A 19,305-nucleotide genomic window follows, 5' to 3' on the forward strand; every position below is an offset into this window, starting at 1 on the left:
TTTTTTGCTTGTTCGTCTTTCTTAAAACAACCTATTTCTTATCTTTTAATCCAATTATTTCATTCAATATCTCATGCTGTTTTGGTCTACCGTTAATTTCCTTAATCCATTGCATGTTTTCCAATTGAATTATTGCATCCCTAGTTCGTCTAATCGAAATATTACCAGTTTTTGAATTCAATTCAATAATATCATTATCTAGAATCCCCAATTCTCTATTACCAGCAAAAAGCTTTGATTCACCTAGATAAAATAAAACAGCATGGATTGCTTCTTTATCATATTTTTCATCAAGCGAATTTACTTGATGCTTAATGTTTGCACCAATTTGTGTCAATTTCTGCCGATCTTCACTTAAAGTAGCTATAATTTCTTCTTGTTGAGCAACTAGCAACTGTAGCATTTCATCAATGAAAAAGGTTAATTCCGCATAATTTTCTGCTTGATCAGCTTCCTTAAAAATCCTGTAATATGTTTGCACCCGTGAATGGATTGCAGTAGCAACTGAAAAGCCAGTAAAATGATCATACTTATGAGAAATATATGTTGAAAGCAAATACCTCCCCATTCTTCCATTACCATCTAAGAAAGGGTGTGTATTTTCAAAGAAGAAATGCGTAATCAAACTTTTATAAATTGATGGTAAATCATCATTATTCATAAATTCAATTAAACTAGATAGAGCCTCAGAAATATTTTCTTCCGTCTGAGGAGGGACATGAACTGTATGAACAGCATCACCTATTCGTAATTTCTCACCTTTTGATAACTTATCTCTAAAAAGCTTACCATTAGGCAACTTATCTTGTTCAATTTCGCCTTCTAATAAGCTGTCATAAATTTCTCTAAAATCTTTTAAATACTCAATTTCAATCAGGTGATTACTTTGAGTTTCTTGATACATTCTAATAGTTGATTGTAATCTCTTATGTGAGGGGCGTTTGGGATCACTTTCATTATCACGAATAATTGTACTAATCTCTCCTCGGTCAGTTTTTACGCCTTCGATTATATTAGTATAAGTAATCTCAGATACCAGAAGTGAATTTAAAAACTGTCTTTTAGCAATTCCCGGTAATGCTTCTGCAAGTCTCTTAATTTGATTAGAATTATCTCTTAAGTTACTTTCTAATCTAACAATCTCAGGTAAATATACAAAAAAGATAGGATATTTATTTGTTTGTACTCCATTTTTATTAGTCAAAAAGGGATACAGATTGGTTTGATATGAACTAACTCCATGTAAACGTGATTGATAAATCTGATCTATTTCTTCTTTAGAAACCATTTGTGGTTTATGTAAGTATTTTTCTTTAGATAATGAATGATAATTTTTGACCATAATAGCCTCCATTTTTAATATAAATTAACAAATAGGGCTTTTGTTAATTTATATTATATTAGTTAGCTATAATTATTAACAAAAGCAGTCTTTTGTCAATAACTATAGCTTTAATGGATCTTCAATATTAACAAATTTGAATTTTGTTAATATTAAAAAGCTCGCAAACTTAATTGCGAGCTTTGAGCAATATTTCATTTATAAAATTTTAGATCTTTCACCCTAAAGTAATTCTTCCAAGTTCTACACAGTTCAGGAAAGTTTTCTTTAGATCCTTTGAAGACAATTCTGCTTTATTATTGGATAACTTAGCTGTTCCATCTTTTAAAATCCAAAATTTAGTTGACGCTGGATTGGGGTGTCCCTTAGTTACATGAACATGTATTGGTTCATTACCTTCATTCGACCAAAAATATAATTTATATCCCGCATAAGTAAAATAATTAGGTATCTGTAGCCTCTTTCTCTTTTGCCGCTGCTAAGATAATTTTGGCATTATTGTGCAGGATCTCTTCATTGCGCTTAGTCTCAGAGGGAGTAAAGCCATTATTAAAAAGCAATTTATAATCTGGCAAAGTATATCTTGCTTCACTAAAGCCATCATCCGTTGGCAATTCGAAGTTTACCTCAACCTTAATACTTCCATCTTTTTCTTTTAATGGTTGAGTATGTGTAACTATTAACCGACCTGGAAATTCAGCATAAGGATACAACATTTTGTCACCTTTTTTCGTAAGTAAAAACATATTTTTCTCCTTTCATTTTACCTACTCCATTATTAATTACGCAAAAAAATGACATATTTCTGCAGAAAGTTTTATGAGCGGTGGCTGTTTTTATCCTCCTGGAGGTGAGGGCTATGGCCTACACTAAAAGAAAAGGTTTCAGTCATGTCGGTTTACGAAGGCATTTCTTTGATGCTGATGTTTGGGACGTTTCTGTTGGCATTGCTGACATACATCGACCACCACAATAAATAAAAAGCCGCTCAATCTTATAACTTTGGCGGGTTATATTGAGTGCCTTTTAGTACAAAATATTAATCATTAGCCACCGATCTCAAAGCGGGCTGTAATTGGAGACCGTTGTGTCTCCTTTTTCTTTACTTAATTATAACATGTTTTTCAATTAAAAAGCTCGCTTAGCTTACCTTTATAATTTCTTAAGATTTTTAGTTTGCCATCTGTAACTTACTCATAATTTCATTAATAATATCATTAATAGTCTCAAAGTCTACTACAAACCATTCTCTAGGATGAATAATCTTGCCATTAGCTGCCTTAATATCTACATCTAAACGATATTGAGATAAAGCATGGTGCAAAGCTGTTTCTAAAGCTTCTGGATTAAGATTTATAACCTGATACTCTGCCACCACTTTAACAGGACCATATAAATAAGTAGACTCATTCTCGGCGTTAGCAATTCTTCTTTCAACTGTTCCCGAAGTAAATCCAACTTTATACAAAGGATGATCCTCTTGAATTCGTTTTACATCTGCGTTATTGCTAAGTGATTTTAATACATAAACATAGCCAGTTATTTGATCATTAGCCCCGAACTCAAATTTATTATCTGGTTCTGTGACAATCTTGCCACCGCCACCACGTTGCTTAGACCCGTATAAGGAGGCAATTAAACCGTTTCTCAACGGGAAATTTTCTGTCCCATTGTCATAGATTACGTGTAAACGTGCATCAGTATCGGTATCACTACGGTTATTGTTTTTAAACTCGGAGCCAATAGATTCAATATACATTAGTTGACCTTTTAGAACATAGAATCCATGTAATTTGAGCTTATTATTACCATACCTTACTAAATGTCGCTTGCCCGAAGTTAACTCAGCTTGCACTTTCTTAAACATCGGACGATATTTATTAAAATCATCCATTGTTTTTCTCTTTGATTTGTTTTTAGCAACATTTTCTTGAGATTTTTTATATGCATTAAGGGAACCAGTATCAAATAATTTTGAATTCAAGGACTGACCAGAATTATCAAACAAAGCGGAATCATCATTCAAAATATCATCTAAAGAATTGAAAGTCATCTTTTCATGACTAACTTTTTCTTTTAAAGCCACATTCTGATCTTCTTGCTTTAGTAAACCTAATTTGTCGTAAGGTTTCAATAGTTCTATTCTTTCTGGATCTTCTCGAATTTCTTTTAATCTACTAGCTAATTTTCGTTCACCTAATCTACTAAGATCTGTAGTCTTCTCAGGTTCCTTGCCATTATGTTCCTTTACCCAGCTCTCTATCTCTTTAAATTTTTCAACTTCAGGATCATAAGTAACCTGTACCTTTTTAGGTTTTGCCAACAATTCGTCAGCTGCAGGATCATTAAAAATATCATCAAGAGAGCGAATCGGACGCGAATTATCTATTTTCATTTCTTCTAGCCTTCATGTCACTCAATTTAGCTAAAGCATAAGCCATACGTACTTCTTCTTCATTATTGGAATTTTTATCTGGGCTGCGTCCTGTTCTTTCTACAAATACCTTTGCATTCATAAACAATTGCATTAATTCTTCATCAGAGAAATCATACTTCTTCGCATCAATTGAACGCTCAATAATTCTAAGAGTATTGCTGTCAATGTTTTGAGACATAACATCGTAAGCTCTTTGGAATGGATTAATTGACTGAATCAAATTAATATCTAAATCATTAACATTAATAAATTTATCTGCCATCTTAAGGAATTCATTCGTATTTCCTTCTTGATCAACCGAAGAATCTACCTTAGCATGACGCAAGACAGTATCAGCTACAACATATTGACTAACTTGATCTATCTCATCATTACTTAAATCTGGATAGCGAGTCATAACAACTTTAGGAATTAATTCCTTATTCATTACTTCTGCATCCACATTAGCTGCAATTCCATTCTTTACATCTTGATCCTGCAAAATCGCGGCTTTCAAATCAGGCAGATCATTTTCAATAATACTTTGAGTCCTCTTGGTAGTTGGTTCTTTAAGTCCTTTAATCAAAATATCTGCATCCCCTGAAGGAGTATCAGATTTATGATTTCTTCTCTTTAAATGAATCTCTGGGGCAAGTACTTGTTCCATTAAGAGGGATGCAGTAATAGCCTTTAATATTTGATTAACTGCGTATTGAACAGCATCATCTTTAGCATCTGGTTGTTCAATCATATTAGTAAACTGTGCATGTATCTTATTTGAACTATCACGAGTTACACGACCAATGATTTGAACTATTTCAGTCAATGAATGACGATAACCAATAGTTAAAGCCTGTTCAGCCCATGGCCAGTCAAATCCTTCCTTAGCCATATTAAGAGCCACAATAATATCTAAATCATCAGCACTACTAATATTTCTTAGATACTCTTGAACCTTTTCTCTACCATCTTCATTAACCAGATCAGCAACTTTTAATAATTTACCAGTTTGTTTACTCTTAATGGTATAAATACCAGTCTTATCATCTCTATCAACGAGGTTACCAATTGCATCAAAGATAGCATCAACTTCATTGTATTTATCCTTAGTCGATTCACTAGAATTGATACTTGGAATATGAATAATCGTCTTCTTAGTTGTATCAATCGCATCTGGTAAAGCATCTAAATATGAACCTTGATAAAACTTATAATCAATTCCAAATGACTTTAAGTATTGGTAGCCATCGAGTTGCTCATAGTATGTATAAGTGACCTTATCAAATAATTGCTCATCCTCTGGAGAAAGGATTGGCTCTGAATCTCCTCTAAAATAAGAACCAGTCATAGCCATAATATGGGCAGAGGAATTATGCATGATATTCTTCAAGGCAGTACCTAAGACAGAACTATCATTAGATGAAACATGGTGAAATTCATCAATCGCAACCATAACATTATCAAATGCACGATCATCAGCTACTTTTTCATAGGCAAATCTTAAGGTAGCATGCGTACAAATTAAAATTCTACCTTCTGAAGAATTAAGAAAGTCCACTAGTTTTTGTACTTTGCTTTCATCCCCACCTGGAAGAGTTAAATCATATTGTGGATCAAGCTTCCAATCTTCATAAAAGCCATATTTGACTAATTCAGTATTCTTAAATGATCTACCTATTGATCTTTCTGGAACAGCTACAATAACTTTTTTAACGCCTTGATTAGCCAACTTATCTAAAGCTACAAACATTAAAGCTCTAGATTTACCTGAAGCCAGTGGTGCTTTAACTAAAAGATATTGAGAATTACGATGTTGGTAAACACGCACCTGCATCTCACGCATCCCTAATTCATTGGTATTAGTGCTTTTACCAGTTTGATGATAATTTACTTCAACTACATTTTTATCTTGCATTTTTATTACCTTTAATTTAAAACTTTTAATGCTTCTACATGTATTCGACTATCTTTCTTCATACAAAGCAATTCACCACATGCAATAAATGATTGAATAATATTCGATTGACCTGGTAGTGTCTTTAAAAGGAATTCTTCTGCGGTTACTTCAAAGCTTTCAATACTTTTAGTTCTTCTATCAACGTCCTTACCAATAAATAATCCTCGTCGAGCATCATAAACAAAGTTTAAGTGGGATGAAGCGTTTCTAACTTTTTTATCTAAAGCATTAATTATGAAGGACCAATCGGTTTGAGATTGTCTCAAACGATTTATTAAGCTACCTGCTGATTCAAAATATAAAGATTCTAATGAATAATCCTGTCCATGAATTAGCCGATCAATACATACTAAATTAGCTAAAATCTTAATATCCAATTCAAATGAATTCTTAAAGTCGTCTATTAATAGTCGCGCTAACATAGTTTTTGAAAAATTAGGGTCACTTTTCATACTATCTATGTAAGAAGTGGTTTCTACATGTTGTTGAATATAAGTATCGTACGCAACTCGATTCTCAAGTCCCCTATTTTCTTCAGTTCCTAATACCCATGCGGCAATTAATTTGGCTGTCTCTTCGGAATTTATTGCCCATGCTTTTTCAAATATAATGTTCAACTTTTTAGTCATACTTTTTAATTCGTTATAGCCAGTATTAGTTGGAACAAAAAGCGCAACATAGTCTTGATAAAATTCTTCTGGTGTTTTAATTGGTTGATTCATTTTCTTTCGATTTCTTACTGTACATATCTAATAATAAAGCTAAACGTTCATTGTCATCTCTAAAACCATTAGGTTTATATGCTCGATCAACTACTTGATCAAGTTCTTGATGAGCCTTTAATAGCCTTGCATTCATTGGTTTAGGATTCTTTTCAGCAAGTGGTGAACCATATAACTCTGCTAAAGTACCTCCTTCTTCTTCACGAATATCAAGAATATTTAAAACTAGTTGTTCTATTTCTTTTTTTCTTCGTGTAGATAAAGTAGGAACAGGGAAGGTATTAAAACACAATCTGTTTGAATATCTAAAATCTGTCTTTAATTTTCCACCAACAGCTTTAATCCAAGACATATGCATTTTTGACATCAAAATCCCTAATAAATATATGGGTGCATTATATATACCGAAGTTAGGTGCAGCAATTATAGATTTAGAACTTATATACCCCATAGGAATATAGTCTCTATTTCCAGAGGAAGCCTGAGGAATAAATAATGCTGGTAAATCTCTATTTTGAACCACCTGAAATTTATATGGAATATGTATTAACGATTTATCTTTACGTTTTGATCTAGCTATCTCAACTTTCTGTATTCTGTCTTTAATAAATATGTCATCTTTAAATTTATCAAAGATCTGTTTTGTAGGTATCCATATACAATATTCCATCGTATTGTTAATATAATTTTTTCCATTAACATATGGACAAATAATTTCTTTTAAATTTGGATTTCTATTAACTTCATTCTTATATTCACTTTTGGATAAAATGAATCCGCCTTTTCCATCTGTAGGACTTGAACCTCTTAATGCTAAATACTTTAAAAATAGAGGTTTACTCGACGGTTTAATAATTACATTAGGTCCATCAGTTAAATAAGCATTAATAAATTTTACTGTTCTAAATGAATTACCTGTAAAAATTATCTTTTCAGTTTTTTCTTTTATTCCAGATAAGCCTACTATTATGACATATACATTAGCATTAGACTTAGCATTATTACTCCATAAAAAAGAAGTATATGCAAATTTTATATTAACATTTTCTTTTAAAACTCTTGACCATAATCGTTGAACTTGTTCTCCTTGTACAATAGAATTTGTTGATACAAAAGCACTTTGTGCGTTAGTGTTACTGATATAATTAGATGCACAAATAAACCAACCTGAAACATAGTCCAATTTTTTTACCACAGTATTATCATTAAAGACTAGTGCGAGATCCTCTTTTTGACTATCATTTTGGTTTCTTGAACCTAAGTAAGGTGGATTACCAAACAAATAAACCTCATCATCTTTCTTATGAGGTAAGATCTTCTCCCAATCTAATCTCAAAGCATTACCACAAACAATAGCTCCTGCATGTTGTAAAGGTAGTGTTGGACGAACAGCATTGTTAATTTCATCCCTAAGCTTAATATTCATCTGATGTTCAGCAATCCAGAGAGAAAGACGAGTAGTATCACAAGCAAAGTCATCAATTTCAATCCCATAGAATTGATCTAAAGTTACAGAAGGCAGATACATCATAGCCTTACCGCTACCTTCTTCAGCTAGAATTCTATTTTGTTCTTTTAAAATATCAATCTCTAGTTGTCTCAATTGCTTGTAAGTCACAATTAAGAAATTACCAGAGCCACAGGCAGGATCCATAAACTTAATCTTGCCAATACGATCATAAATATGTTGAAGTTTCTTGTAATTTCCTTTACTCTTTTCAAATTCATTTCTTAAATCACCAAGGAACAAAGGCTTAATAACTTTCATAATATTTGGTACAGAAGTATAGTGCATCCCCAAATGACTACGACTGTCTTCACTGGCAACGGCTTGAAGCATAGATCCCAGAATATCAGGATTAATCTGATCCCATTCTAGTTTCTCACCAGCATCAATAATTAGTTTTCTAGACTTAGCCGTAAACTTCAATGATTCATGTGGATCCTTAAATAAATCACCATCAACATATGGAAAGTCTGCTAACCAACTAGGAGTATCTTCTGGACGATCTTCTTTTTTAACATCTAGAACACTGAATAACTGACCAATAAAATCATCTAAATCACTACCATCAATTTTAGTTAATTCCTTTAGTCTGGTAGTAAACAGATTCTTTTCAAAAATATCTGTATCTTCTGCAAAAAGACAAAATAGTACTCTAATTAAGAAAAGATTCAAACCTTTTCTTGTTGCACTAGGATTATCCTTAACAATCACATCATACAATTTAGCAAATCTTTCAGCCGCTCTAATATCAGCTGGATTCTCTTTATCAAAGTCCGCCTTTTCAATACCATTCCATGCTAAGAAGAATTCAAACTTCTGTGGCAATCTTTCAAAAGGGATGCTCAATGTATCATCTGTTTTAATATCGTATGCTAAGACTTCTTTAAAGTTTGTAACAAATATATATCTAGGCTTAGTTCCTAACTCATCAACTTTAGCTTTAACATCAGTAAATGACTGCATTAAATCCTTATCCGTCTGCTTATAATAAAGTTTATTCTTCAAGTAAACTTCACCAGCAATATCAGATAAGTTATTGATGCCTTTCTTTAATTTAGTAATCGTTGCTTTAGGGATGTCATACACTCCTAAAAAGTCATAGATAAAGTTATCATGATCCTTCTTAATGATTATCTCTGAAATTTTGTCTTCAATTTCTGTAATTGCCATTTTTGTTCCTACCTGTTTTGTAAATCATGCTTTGATTGCGCATACTCAAGTTCAGTATAAATTTTTATTGTTCCATCTTCAGATAACATAAAAATATATCTATCATTTTTCAAATGCCTAAGGATTTCAAATATATTTATAATTTGTGTCTGCATCAAGTCACCACTGACAATTATGGTGATCTCTGTTCCTTGATTATTGCATAATTTAAAACTAGGTTTTAAAGACTGCATTTTTCCCGTTGCATCCAATTTCTTTAATATCTTATTTTTATTACGTTCATTCCATTCCACAATTTCTCTATTTTAGATGCAAGTAAACTACCTATTATTCCTTCTGAAACATTAATGATAAAAACTACAAATGTAGAAATTAATGACATTTGTGGTTGATCTGAATTTATTCTTCTTCCTTCAATATCAACATATCGTTTGTCAAAATTAATTCTTGCCACATTATCTCTAGAAATAATAGCTTTTTCATACATAATTTTTGCTTTATCCATATATTTTTGTTCCTTTCCAAATTATTACATGAATAAAAAGCCCTTAGTATAATTATAATACTAAGAGCTTCTTCTTTTTGGCATACTTTTGGCATACTTTTATGTCAATTAATACCTTTTTAAGTAGTTTTTATTCCTGTTAAATGCTGATATATCGGCATTCCAATTCCAACTAATATAATGGTTTTATTCCCATTCAATAGTTGAAGGTGGCTTACTCGTGACATCGTAAACTACGCGGTTAACGTTGTCTACTTCGTTTACGATTCTGTCTGAAATGTGGCCTAATACATCCCATGGAATTTTTGTAAAGTCAGCAGTCATCCCATCAATTGAAGTAACGGCACGAATACCAATGGTGTAGTCGTAAGTACGACCATCACCCATAACACCAACTGAGCGAATTCCTGGTAAAACCGTGAAGTATTGCCAGATCTTTTCTTGCAATCCAGCCTTCTTGATTTCATCACGTAAAATCGCATCAGATTCACGCACGATCTTCAGCTTAGGTTCAGTAACTTCACCAAGAACACGAATACCAAGGCCTGGACCTGGGAATGGTTGACGCCATACCAAGTCATGCGGAATACCCAGCTTTTCACCAAGTTCACGTACTTCATCCTTGAACAACTTACGCAGTGGTTCAATCAACTTGAAGTGCATGTCCTTAGGCAAACCACCTACGTTGTGGTGGGACTTAATAGTTTGCGCGGTATTAGTACCTGATTCAATGACATCGGTATAAAGCGTACCTTGAGCCAAGAAGTCAACATCCTTAATTTTCTTAGCCTCTTCGTTGAAGACTTCGATAAATTCTTTACCGATGATCTTACGCTTTCTTTCGGGATCAGTAACACCCTTAAGCTTGTTCAAGAATCTTTCTTGGGCATTCACACGAATAATGTTTACCCCAAGATCCTTGTTCAAGGCTTGCATTACTTGGTCGCCTTCGTCTTTACGCAGCATCCCGTGATCAACGAAAATCGCAGTTAATTGATCACCAATTGCCTTATGCAATAAAGTTGCAGTAACGCTGGAATCAACACCACCAGAAAGGCCTAAGATAACCTTCTTATCGCCGACTTCCTTGCGGATTTCATCAACCTTCATGTCGATAAAGTCGTTCATGGTCCAGTTAGCAGCGGCACCACAAACATCAAAAGCAAAGTGCTTCAAGATATCTAAACCATATTCTGAGTTGCGCACTTCTGCGTGGAATTGAATACCATAGAATTTCTTAGCTGGGTTAGCAATTGCGGCGATTGGACAATTCTTGCTGGAAGCAGTTACTTCGAAGCCCTTTGGAGCTTGAGTTACCAAGTCGCCGTGGCTCATCCAAACGTATTGCTTTGAAGGCAATCCCTTGAACAAAATGCTGTCTGAGTCTTCAACCGTAATATTAGCGCGGCCATATTCCTTGTTTTCAGCTTGTTCAACCTTACCGCCTAGGTCGTAAGACATTAATTGCATCCCGTAACAGATACCCAAAATTGGAATACCCAACTTGAAGATTGCAGGATCAACTTTTAATGCTCCATCGTCATAAACGCTATTTGGACCACCTGAAAAAATGATCCCCTTAGGATTGATCTGCTTAATCTTCTCGATGGAAAGATCGTGTGGTAAAAGTTCAGAATAGATGCCGAAGTCACGAATACGGCGGGTAATTAATTGGTTATATTGACTACCGAAGTCAAGCACAATAATTTTATCAAAATCGTCTAGATTCTTAGCCACTATTTACTCCCTCTTTTCAATTACACATTTTTAACTAATTTTACTAGGAAAAATTAAAAAGGTCAATCAAAAAATACAAAATACTCGTTTATTGTTCGGCTTTCATCCTAAGCAACCAGCAGTTGCAACCGCTAGTTGCCAGCAATGCAAGCATAAAGTTCTTGTCTGCAACCAGGCTTTTTTGTAGATTTAAGTTAAGCAAAAACAGAAAGGACAATCAATCATGAAATTAGGTCAAAAAATTGCGGAATTACGCAAAAAAGATCATCTTTCCCAAGAAGGCTTAGCTGAAAAGATGAATGTCAGCCGGCAAGCCGTTTCTAAATGGGAAAGCAATCAATCTATTCCCGATATTGAAAAAATTGTCGATTTATCAGAATTATTCGGCGTTACTACTGATTATCTACTAAAAAATGGTACGCCTTCTTTTGAAGTGAAAAATGAAAATAATACTCCAACTAAAGAATTACCCATTCTAGCTGATGATAAAATAGAAAACTATTTAGCCGCCGCCAAAAAGAACTCTCAACTACGTGCCCTAGCTATTAGTCTGACCATTTGCAGTCTCGCAATTCTCTGTTTTACGACAGCTCTCGATATTTGGCTTAAAATTAACAATTTGATTATTCGATTAACTGGGCTAGCCTTAAGTCTGATTGTCATCGCGGTTGCTTGCGGTCTATTAGTTTATAGTTGGTTAAATATGCGTGAATTCAAAGATTTAAAAAAGCAAAACTTTAACTTAACTGCTACCAAAGCTAAGTTAGCATCCCAAATTCAACAGTTTCGGCAAAGCAATAACAAATATGTTGTACTAGCTAGTGTTTTAGGCAGCTTAAGCATCATCCCACCACTGATCGCCAGTCAAAATTACTCAAACGGCTTGGGCGGTGTTATTTCTTGGGGAATGACTTGGCTACTTTTAAGTATTGCAGTCTACTTTTTCAGCTCTTATTTACTCCAGCAAGTTAGCTTTTCGATCTTAATCAAGCATAAAAAGCACTTACCAATTCACCTTCGCCGCTTATTTGTTTATGGCAGTTGGGTGTATGCCTTAATAGTTATTGGAATTTACTACATCCTTTCCCGCTTTTTCCCTTATGGTAGTGGTTCTAACTTCTTTTACTTAAGTGTGATTGCCTACTTTCTATTCACTTACTTTTTCATTAAAGAAAAAGCAGAATAGCCTTTCAATAAGTCGAACATTAGCTCTTAATTTTCCTCTTGTGTTCGTTAACATCTTCTGCTAAGATTAAACCAACACAAATATCTATATAACGTCGTAATAAGGTCGACAGTTTCTACCCACTACCGTAAATAGTGGACTATAGGTGATTGAAAGTTAATAAATTATCTTAAGGACTTCTTTTACCTAGCTTTAGGTAGAAGAGGTCCTTATTTCTTTAGGAGGATAACGTTGAAGTTATTAGAAGAGAGAATTAAACGAGATGGACAAGTTTTAGATGGGAATGTGCTGAAGATCAATTCATTCTTAAATCACCAAGTTGATCCCAAATTGATGATGCAATGTGGTGAAGAATTTAAACGACTTTTTAAGGACGAAAAGATCGACAAAGTTTTAACCTGTGAAGCTTCTGGTATTGCACCCGGCATCATGGCCGCTTACCAATTAGGTGTCCCAATGGTTTTTGCTAGAAAAAAGAAGCCATCAACGCTTAACGATGCAGTCTACTGGGCAGATGTCTTTTCCTACACCAAGAACGTTAACAACAAGATCTGCGTGGAAGAAAAATTTTTGCACCAAGGTGAACACATTTTAATCATCGATGACTTTGTAGCCCACGGTGAAGCTGTTAAGGGCATGGTCAACATTGCTAAGCAAGCTGGCTGTGACATCGTTGGTGTCGGCGCTATCGTTGCCAAGACCTTCCAAGGCGGTAGCGAATGGGTCGAAAACGAAGGCTTGCGTTTTGAAGCCTTAGCCAAGATCGACAGTTTCAAGGATGGTCACGTTCATTTCGAAGGGGAAGAATAAAACAAAAATGGCACAAAAAGAAGTTAGTCACAAAAAAGCTGCTATCTTAGGTTTGCAACATTTGCTTGCTATGTATTCTGGTGCGGTTGCTGTTCCACTTTTGATCGGGACCGCACTTAAATTCAATAGTACGCAGATGACTTACCTTGTCTCCATCGATATTTTCATGTGTGGCCTAGCCACCTTAATTCAATTATTTCGCAATAAATATTTTGGAATTGGTTTGCCGGTTGTTTTAGGCTGTGCCATCCAAGCAGTTGCGCCACTAGAAATGATTGGGCAGAAGTTTTCAATCAACACTATGTACGGGGCAATCATCGTGGCGGGGATCTTCGTTTTCCTTATTTCTGGTTGGTTCTCCAAAATTAAGAAGCTATTTCCACCAGTAGTTACTGGCACGCTGATCACCGTTATCGGACTAACTTTAACCCCTGTCGCTTTTCAAAATATGGGCGGCGGAAATGTGCAAGCCAAGGACTTCGGCGATGCTAAAAATCTTATCGTTGCCTTTTTAACCATCATCATCATTGTCGCCATTGAAGTCTGGACTAAAGGATTCCTGCGTTCCATTTCTGTTTTAATTGGTTTGATCGTCGGCACGCTGATCGCTAGCTGCTTAGGCATGGTTTCATTAAAACCAGTCATGCAAGCATCATGGTTCCACTTGCCACAACTGTTCTACTTCGGCGTACCTGAATTCGAATGGTCATCTTGTTTAACGATGATTATCATCGCCTTAGTTTCGATGGTCGAATCCACTGGCGTCTTCTTCGCTATCGGTGATTTGCTTCATAAAGATATCACTGAAGAAGACCTCAAAAAGGGCTATCGCGCTGAAGGCTTAGCTCAAGTCTTTGGTGGGCTTTTCAACACCTTCCCTTACACCACATTCTCACAAAATGTTGGTTTGCTTCAATTATCAGGTATTAAAACTAAACGTCCTATTTTCTGGGCCGCTGGCCTTTTGATGGGTATGGGACTTCTTCCTAAAATTGGTGCTTTAGTTACCATGATCCCTGATGCAGTCTTAGGTGGTGCCATGCTTGTGATGTTCACCATGATTGCCGTTCAAGGAATTAAAATGTTAACCAAGGTTAATTTTGAAAACAACCGCAATATTTTAGTAGTGGCCATCTCAATCGGTTTAGGCTTAGGCGTTACCATCTATCCACAAATTTTCCAAACTTTACCACAAACAGTGCAATTGTTCTTAGGTAACGGGATTGTCGTAGCCAGCTTAAGTGCAACCTTGCTTAACCTCATCTTTAACGGAAGAAGGGATGCCCAATAAGTTGAATACCCCATTTCATAATTTATAATTCCACACATAATTTTTCTATGAATATTCTTTAAACCTCGAAAAGTGTTCCTCATGAGCGCTTTTTTCTTATCGATCACATTTTCTTAAACTTACTATATAATAGTAGTTAAGAGTAATTTTTATAGTGAGGTCAAGATGCCTAATCAATTTCATAATCTAACTAATCCAGAGATCGATAGTCATATTTTATTTTATGGTCAACAGCAATGTCAGCCTGACGAATATTTTGAAGGCGATAATTTACGCAAAAATGATGTTTTGTACTATGTAATTAAAGGCACCGGCTCTTTTTTATCCAGTGGTCATCACGAGGTTAAATTAAAAACTGGCGATTTATTTTTGGTACCACGCAGTCGGACTTGCTCTTTTCAAGCTGATCACAGCAACCCGTGGGAATATTTGTGGATCGGATTAACTGGCAGCGATACTGGCAAGATACTCAAAGCTTCGAATTTACCGAACAAAAACTTTTTACGTCAGATTCAAAATACTAAATTCTTTTCAACTTTAACTGAACTATATGGTGTTTTGAATAAGAAAAAAACGCTGCTTAATCATTTACAGATCGCCTCACTCACCTACCAGCTCTTTTATCACTTAGTTAGCGAATTTCCTGATCATCCCCCAGTACGTAAAATTCCCAAAAATGATCAATATCAAATTGCAATCAACTACTTAAATAAAAACTACACCGATCCCACCTGCAACATTATCGAGTTGTGTAACCGACTGGGAGTTTCTCGGAGTTTTTTGTACTCACTATTTAGAAAAAACACCAAAATTTCACCGCAAAAATACCTTATGAAATTGCGCATGGAAGCCGCTAAGAAAGAACTTACAAGTACCACGCATAATTTAAAGGAAGTCGCCAAAAAAGTCGGCTACGGGGATGAATTCACCTTTTCCAAGGCATTTAAGCGCTACAGTGGTGTGAGTCCTAATGTATTTCGTGGAAATTAATCCATTTTTTGCATACAATATATAGTAGGTAGAAATATAACTTACAGTAAAGGAATGATCAGATGAAACAAACAGAATGTACTACTATCTTAGTAGGTAAAAAAGCAACTATCGACGGCTCAACTATGATCGCTCGTAGTGAAGACGGCGGTAGAGTCATTATCCCTGAAGGCTTCAAGGCCGTTAACCCAGAAGACCAACCTAAGCACTATACCAGTGTCATCAGCAAGCAAAAGATTGACGACGAAGATTTAGCAGAAACTCCACTGCGCTATACTTCAGCTCCTGATGTTTCTGGCAAAAACGGTACTTGGGGCGCTGCCGGCATCAACGCTGACAACGTTGCTATGACCGCTACCGAAACCATTACTACTAATTCACGCATCCAAGGCGTTGATCCAATCCTTGATCCAAGTGAAGGTGGTTTAGGAGAAGAAGATTTCGTTACTTTAACTCTTCCATACCTGCATTCAGCTTTCGACGGTGTTAAGCGCGTAGGTTACTTGGTTGAAAAGTACGGCACTTACGAAATGAACGGCATGGCCTTTTCTGACAAGGACACTATTTGGTATCTTGAAACTATCGGCGGCCACCACTGGATCGCTCGTCGCATCCCTGACGATGCTTATGTCATCGCACCCAACCGTTTAAACATCGATGAATTCGATTTTGACGACACTGACAATTTCGCCGCTTCAAGCGACTTAAAGGATTTAATCAGCGAATACCACTTAAATCCAGACCGCGAAGGCTACAACATGCGTCACATCTTTGGTTCATCAACTATCAAAGATGCTCACTACAATAACCCACGTGCTTGGTACATTCACAACTACTTTGACCCAGACTTCGGTGGCACTCCTGCTGACCAAGATCAACCTTTCGTTTGCCACGCAAACCGTTTGATCTCAATCGAAGACATTAAATGGGCTGAAAGTTCACACTACCAAGACACTCCTTACGATGCTTACGGCGACCAGGGCACAGCTGAACAAAAGAAGACCTTCCGTCCAATCGGCATCAACAGAAACTTTGAAACCCATATTTTGCAAATCAGAAACGATGTTCCTGCAGCAATCGCTGGCGTACAATGGTTAGCATTTGGCCCTAACACCTTTAACTCAATGGTACCATTCTACACTAACGTCACTACTACTCCAGAGAACTTCCAAACTACGCCTAAGTTCAACTTGAACAAGATCTTCTGGCTTAACAAGTTGACCGCTCAACTCGGTGACACTAACTACCGCGTTTATGGCGAATTAGAAGATGCCTTTGAACAAAAGAGTTTAGCAGAATGCCACAAGATCCAACACGATACTGACAAGGAAGTTAAGGATCTTGTAGGCAAGGAATTGCAAGATAAGTTAATTGCAGCTAACCAAAAGATGGCTGATACAGTTTACTACAATACTGTTGAACTACTTGGCCAAATGGTTGACGAAGGTCACGGTTTAATGACTTTGAAATACGACTTGCTTGATTAATAAATAAAAAATCACATGGCTTAAACGGTCATGTGATTTTTTATTTATAAATTTAATTCGTAAGCCCAGCGATCTGGATCAATTGGATCATCAACTTGAATAATTCCACGCTTTTCAAAGCCATGACTAGTTGCAATATGCTGGACAATTTTATTCTTTTGATAAGTATCAATTCTAAAATTGCGTATCCCCTGTGCATAAGTAACTGAAATAATGTTGCTTAAGAAAAACTGACTCAAATGCATCCCTCTAAACTTATCTGATACTGCAATGCGGTGGATCGTCGCATATTGATCAACAGCATTCTTCCACGCACCAGCAATCTTAGTATAATTTGGATCTCTGCCAATCACCACAGCCGCATAAGCTGCGACTTCTTTATCCACAGTTAATACCCAAGCCGCGCCATTTTTGATATCTTCGCGCACACTTTGACAGTTAGGATACCCACTCTGCCACTGCGGACTACCACTTTCCTTCAAAAAATGGATAGCATCAGCTAAAATTTCCCCAATTTTATCCACATCTGCCTCTTTTGCACGTCTCATGAAAACTAAACTCATTATTTTTCTCCACAAAAAAACTACATGATCTAGATCATGCAGCTTAATTTTCTTTTTAGATATTGTCTAAAATGCCAGGTACGGCGGGATCATCCTTGATACTCACGTCGGCACCTAATTGACGCAATTTCTCTTGCACTCGATCATAGCCACGCAAGATATTGCCGGCCTTATCGATAACCGTAGTACCGCTAGCCATCAGACCAGCAATCATTAGACACGCACCAGCGCGAATCTCCCCCGCGGTTACTTCAGCTCCATGCAGCTGCTTAGTGGGGTGAGCCAAAATAATATTGTCCTCAACCTTGATATTAGCGCCCATCTTCTGCAACTGAGCAATATGACCAATGCGCTTTGGATAAATATTATCAATTACTACACCTTCACCAGACTTAGCAGTCAAAAGCAGCGGTGTAATTGGCTGCTGCAAATCTGTCGCAAAGCCCGGATAGACATCCGTCTTCACTTGCACCATCTTAAGATCCCCTGCTGGATAAACATACAGTGAATCTTCATCAGCATCAATCACTACCCCCATTTCTTCTACCTTAGCCAGGTATGAATCAAGGTGTTCTTCAATAATATTATGAATGCGGATACCGTTACCGATACAAGCAGCTAGCGCTACATAAGTACCAGCTTCAATTCTATCAGGAATAATCGTATGCGGAATCTGCGCCTTAAGCATATCCACACCTTCAATTCTAATCGAATCAGTACCAGCGCCACGAATAGTTGCCCCCATATTGTTCAAAAAGGTAGCTAAATCAATAATCTCTGGCTCTTTTGCGGCATTCTCAATGATTGTCTGACCTTGTGCGGTCACACTAGCCATAATAATATTCATTGTAGCCCCAACAGATGGCATCTTCAGGTGAATCTTCGCACCGTGCAGTCCATCTTCAGGAGCCGTAATTATAATCTGATCATTTTTATTCTGTACATTAGCGCCCAAGGCTTCAAAGCCTTTAATATGTTGGTCAATAGGACGTGGTCCAATATCGTCACCACCAGGGAAGCCCACAACTGCTTTGCCAAAACGACCAAGAAGCGCACCCATAAAGTAATATGATGCACGTAAACTCTTGATCTTCCCAGCTGGCAATGGACTCATTTTAATATCAGTAGGATCAATGCGCAACGTGGTCTCTCCGAAATCACAATGTACATCCATCTCACTCAACAAGTCCATCAAGTTGACAACATCAGCAATTCTTGGGACGCCTTCCAAAGTTACTGGTGTTCTCGACAAAATTGATGCTGGAATCAATGCAACCGTAGAATTCTTAGCTCCACCGATCCAAACATCACCCTGCAAGGGCTTTCCACCATGAATTATCATCTGCTTCATTGGCGAAAACAAATCCTTTTCTACTTTCAATTAATCATAATAATGTTAAAGGATATTTACGAAAAAAACAAGAGCTGAGGCCTTCAGGTAAGTGTCAATATTTTTGCGGTAGGCTATTAACCATTAGTCTGACCTTAATTTCTTAAATATTTATTTGACTTAATTTTCTGCCGAAATCATCCAAATAGCTATGACCTGCTGTTAAGCTTTCAATGGCGCCGTGATGAATGCCCAGATGAGCTTCATGCGTCTTTCTTAGGCTGGCACGAAC

18 protein-coding genes and 1 riboswitch are annotated in these 19,305 nt (G+C 36.2%); of the genes, 6 read left to right on the forward strand and 12 right to left on the reverse strand.

Going from position 1 to position 19,305, the window contains the following annotated elements:
• Nucleotides 1–31: 31 nt before the first annotated feature.
• The 3 genes from BLP58_RS02085 to BLP58_RS02095 form a co-directional block, all read right to left on the reverse strand.
• Nucleotides 32–1,342 (reverse strand): Fic family protein, encoded by a 1,311-nt coding sequence (locus tag BLP58_RS02085; protein ID WP_013855305.1) that lies wholly within the window; start codon nucleotides 1,340–1,342, stop codon nucleotides 32–34.
• Nucleotides 1,343–1,559: 217 nt separating this feature from the next.
• Complete coding sequence (locus BLP58_RS02090; protein WP_226908600.1) at nucleotides 1,560–1,793, reverse strand: DUF4160 domain-containing protein; 234 nt, start codon at nucleotides 1,791–1,793, stop codon at nucleotides 1,560–1,562.
• On the reverse strand, nucleotides 1,786–2,088 hold the full coding sequence (locus tag BLP58_RS02095) for a hypothetical protein (protein WP_013855304.1): 303 nt from the start codon (nucleotides 2,086–2,088) through the stop codon (nucleotides 1,786–1,788). The genes BLP58_RS02090 and BLP58_RS02095 overlap by 8 nt, the downstream gene beginning before the upstream one ends.
• 177 nt (nucleotides 2,089–2,265) lie before the next feature.
• Here BLP58_RS02095 and BLP58_RS12560 point away from each other — a divergent pair, with 177 nt between their 5' ends.
• Nucleotides 2,266–2,322: a putative holin-like toxin gene (locus tag BLP58_RS12560; RefSeq protein ID WP_305367132.1), complete on the forward strand. Its 57-nt coding sequence runs from the start codon at nucleotides 2,266–2,268 to the stop codon at nucleotides 2,320–2,322.
• A 191-nt stretch (nucleotides 2,323–2,513) separates the two neighbouring features.
• Here the strand turns inward: BLP58_RS12560 and BLP58_RS02105 are convergent, their stop codons facing one another.
• The 7 genes from BLP58_RS02105 to guaA form a co-directional block, all read right to left on the reverse strand.
• A complete protein-coding gene (locus BLP58_RS02105; RefSeq protein ID WP_013855302.1) occupies nucleotides 2,514–3,737 on the reverse strand; it encodes a GIY-YIG nuclease family protein in 1,224 nt (407 codons plus the stop codon).
• On the reverse strand, nucleotides 3,724–5,673 hold the full coding sequence (locus tag BLP58_RS02110; protein WP_013855301.1) for a DEAD/DEAH box helicase: 1,950 nt from the start codon (nucleotides 5,671–5,673) through the stop codon (nucleotides 3,724–3,726). The genes BLP58_RS02105 and BLP58_RS02110 overlap by 14 nt, the downstream gene beginning before the upstream one ends.
• Nucleotides 5,674–5,684: 11 nt before the next feature.
• Entirely contained in the window at nucleotides 5,685–6,437 is a 753-nt protein-coding gene (locus BLP58_RS02115; RefSeq protein WP_013855300.1) for a hypothetical protein, read from the reverse strand.
• Entirely contained in the window at nucleotides 6,421–9,114 is a 2,694-nt protein-coding gene (locus BLP58_RS02120; RefSeq protein WP_013855299.1) for a class I SAM-dependent DNA methyltransferase, read from the reverse strand. The genes BLP58_RS02115 and BLP58_RS02120 overlap by 17 nt, the downstream gene beginning before the upstream one ends.
• 8 nt (nucleotides 9,115–9,122) lie before the next feature.
• Nucleotides 9,123–9,407, reverse strand: a complete 285-nt coding sequence (locus tag BLP58_RS02125) for a hypothetical protein (RefSeq protein WP_025084043.1) — start codon at nucleotides 9,405–9,407, stop codon at nucleotides 9,123–9,125.
• Nucleotides 9,371–9,619 (reverse strand): hypothetical protein, encoded by a 249-nt coding sequence (locus BLP58_RS02130; protein ID WP_013855298.1) that lies wholly within the window; start codon nucleotides 9,617–9,619, stop codon nucleotides 9,371–9,373. The genes BLP58_RS02125 and BLP58_RS02130 overlap by 37 nt, the downstream gene beginning before the upstream one ends.
• Nucleotides 9,620–9,805: 186 nt before the next feature.
• Entirely contained in the window at nucleotides 9,806–11,359 is a 1,554-nt protein-coding gene (gene guaA / locus BLP58_RS02135) for a glutamine-hydrolyzing GMP synthase (protein ID WP_280944154.1), read from the reverse strand.
• Between the two features lie 220 nt (nucleotides 11,360–11,579).
• Here guaA and BLP58_RS02140 point away from each other — a divergent pair, with 220 nt between their 5' ends.
• The 5 genes from BLP58_RS02140 to BLP58_RS02160 all read left to right on the forward strand — a co-directional run bounded on the left by BLP58_RS02140 (nucleotide 11,580) and on the right by BLP58_RS02160 (nucleotide 17,120).
• Nucleotides 11,580–12,542 carry a helix-turn-helix domain-containing protein gene (locus tag BLP58_RS02140; protein WP_013855296.1) on the forward strand — a complete coding sequence of 321 codons (963 nt, stop codon included), beginning with the start codon at nucleotides 11,580–11,582 and terminating at the stop codon, nucleotides 12,540–12,542.
• 64 nt (nucleotides 12,543–12,606) lie between these two features.
• A riboswitch (purine riboswitch) is annotated at nucleotides 12,607–12,704 on the forward strand.
• Between the two features lie 69 nt (nucleotides 12,705–12,773).
• Nucleotides 12,774–13,352: a xanthine phosphoribosyltransferase gene (locus BLP58_RS02145; protein ID WP_013855295.1), complete on the forward strand. Its 579-nt coding sequence runs from the start codon at nucleotides 12,774–12,776 to the stop codon at nucleotides 13,350–13,352.
• A gap of 7 nt (nucleotides 13,353–13,359) precedes the next feature.
• Nucleotides 13,360–14,643 carry a nucleobase:cation symporter-2 family protein gene (locus BLP58_RS02150; RefSeq protein WP_013855294.1) on the forward strand — a complete coding sequence of 428 codons (1,284 nt, stop codon included), beginning with the start codon at nucleotides 13,360–13,362 and terminating at the stop codon, nucleotides 14,641–14,643.
• Nucleotides 14,644–14,808: 165 nt separating this feature from the next.
• On the forward strand, nucleotides 14,809–15,633 hold the full coding sequence (locus BLP58_RS02155; protein WP_013855293.1) for an AraC family transcriptional regulator: 825 nt from the start codon (nucleotides 14,809–14,811) through the stop codon (nucleotides 15,631–15,633).
• A gap of 62 nt (nucleotides 15,634–15,695) precedes the next feature.
• Nucleotides 15,696–17,120 (forward strand): C69 family dipeptidase, encoded by a 1,425-nt coding sequence (locus tag BLP58_RS02160; protein WP_013855292.1) that lies wholly within the window; start codon nucleotides 15,696–15,698, stop codon nucleotides 17,118–17,120.
• Between the two features lie 44 nt (nucleotides 17,121–17,164).
• On the opposite strand, the gene BLP58_RS02165 is transcribed toward BLP58_RS02160, so the two are convergent.
• Nucleotides 17,165–17,683, reverse strand: a complete 519-nt coding sequence (locus tag BLP58_RS02165; RefSeq protein WP_013855291.1) for a GNAT family N-acetyltransferase — start codon at nucleotides 17,681–17,683, stop codon at nucleotides 17,165–17,167.
• 55 nt (nucleotides 17,684–17,738) lie between these two features.
• Nucleotides 17,739–19,034 (reverse strand): UDP-N-acetylglucosamine 1-carboxyvinyltransferase, encoded by a 1,296-nt coding sequence (gene murA / locus BLP58_RS02170; protein ID WP_025084042.1) that lies wholly within the window; start codon nucleotides 19,032–19,034, stop codon nucleotides 17,739–17,741.
• Nucleotides 19,035–19,305: the final 271 nt, after the last annotated feature.

Source organism: Lactobacillus kefiranofaciens (genome assembly GCF_900103655.1).
In the GTDB taxonomy this organism is placed as follows: Bacteria; Bacillota; Bacilli; order Lactobacillales; family Lactobacillaceae; genus Lactobacillus; species Lactobacillus kefiranofaciens.

What these genes read in the sequence shown, in the direction of transcription:
- BLP58_RS02160 (WP_013855292.1), top strand. Translation starts at nt 15,696, where the DNA reads ATGAAACAAACAGAATGTACTACTATCTTAGTAGGTAAAAAAGCAACT.
- murA (WP_025084042.1), bottom strand. Translation starts at nt 19,034, where the DNA reads ATGAAGCAGATGATAATTCATGGTGGAAAGCCCTTGCAGGGTGATGTT.
- BLP58_RS02120 (WP_013855299.1), bottom strand. Translation starts at nt 9,114, where the DNA reads ATGGCAATTACAGAAATTGAAGACAAAATTTCAGAGATAATCATTAAG.
- BLP58_RS02105 (WP_013855302.1), bottom strand. Translation starts at nt 3,737, where the DNA reads ATGAAAATAGATAATTCGCGTCCGATTCGCTCTCTTGATGATATTTTT.
- BLP58_RS02165 (WP_013855291.1), bottom strand. Translation starts at nt 17,683, where the DNA reads ATGAGTTTAGTTTTCATGAGACGTGCAAAAGAGGCAGATGTGGATAAA.
- BLP58_RS02095 (WP_013855304.1), bottom strand. Translation starts at nt 2,088, where the DNA reads ATGTTTTTACTTACGAAAAAAGGTGACAAAATGTTGTATCCTTATGCT.
- BLP58_RS02110 (WP_013855301.1), bottom strand. Translation starts at nt 5,673, where the DNA reads ATGCAAGATAAAAATGTAGTTGAAGTAAATTATCATCAAACTGGTAAA.
- BLP58_RS02085 (WP_013855305.1), bottom strand. Translation starts at nt 1,342, where the DNA reads ATGGTCAAAAATTATCATTCATTATCTAAAGAAAAATACTTACATAAA.
- BLP58_RS02115 (WP_013855300.1), bottom strand. Translation starts at nt 6,437, where the DNA reads ATGAATCAACCAATTAAAACACCAGAAGAATTTTATCAAGACTATGTT.
- BLP58_RS02140 (WP_013855296.1), top strand. Translation starts at nt 11,580, where the DNA reads ATGAAATTAGGTCAAAAAATTGCGGAATTACGCAAAAAAGATCATCTT.
- BLP58_RS02130 (WP_013855298.1), bottom strand. Translation starts at nt 9,619, where the DNA reads ATGGATAAAGCAAAAATTATGTATGAAAAAGCTATTATTTCTAGAGAT.
- BLP58_RS02150 (WP_013855294.1), top strand. Translation starts at nt 13,360, where the DNA reads ATGGCACAAAAAGAAGTTAGTCACAAAAAAGCTGCTATCTTAGGTTTG.
- BLP58_RS02155 (WP_013855293.1), top strand. Translation starts at nt 14,809, where the DNA reads ATGCCTAATCAATTTCATAATCTAACTAATCCAGAGATCGATAGTCAT.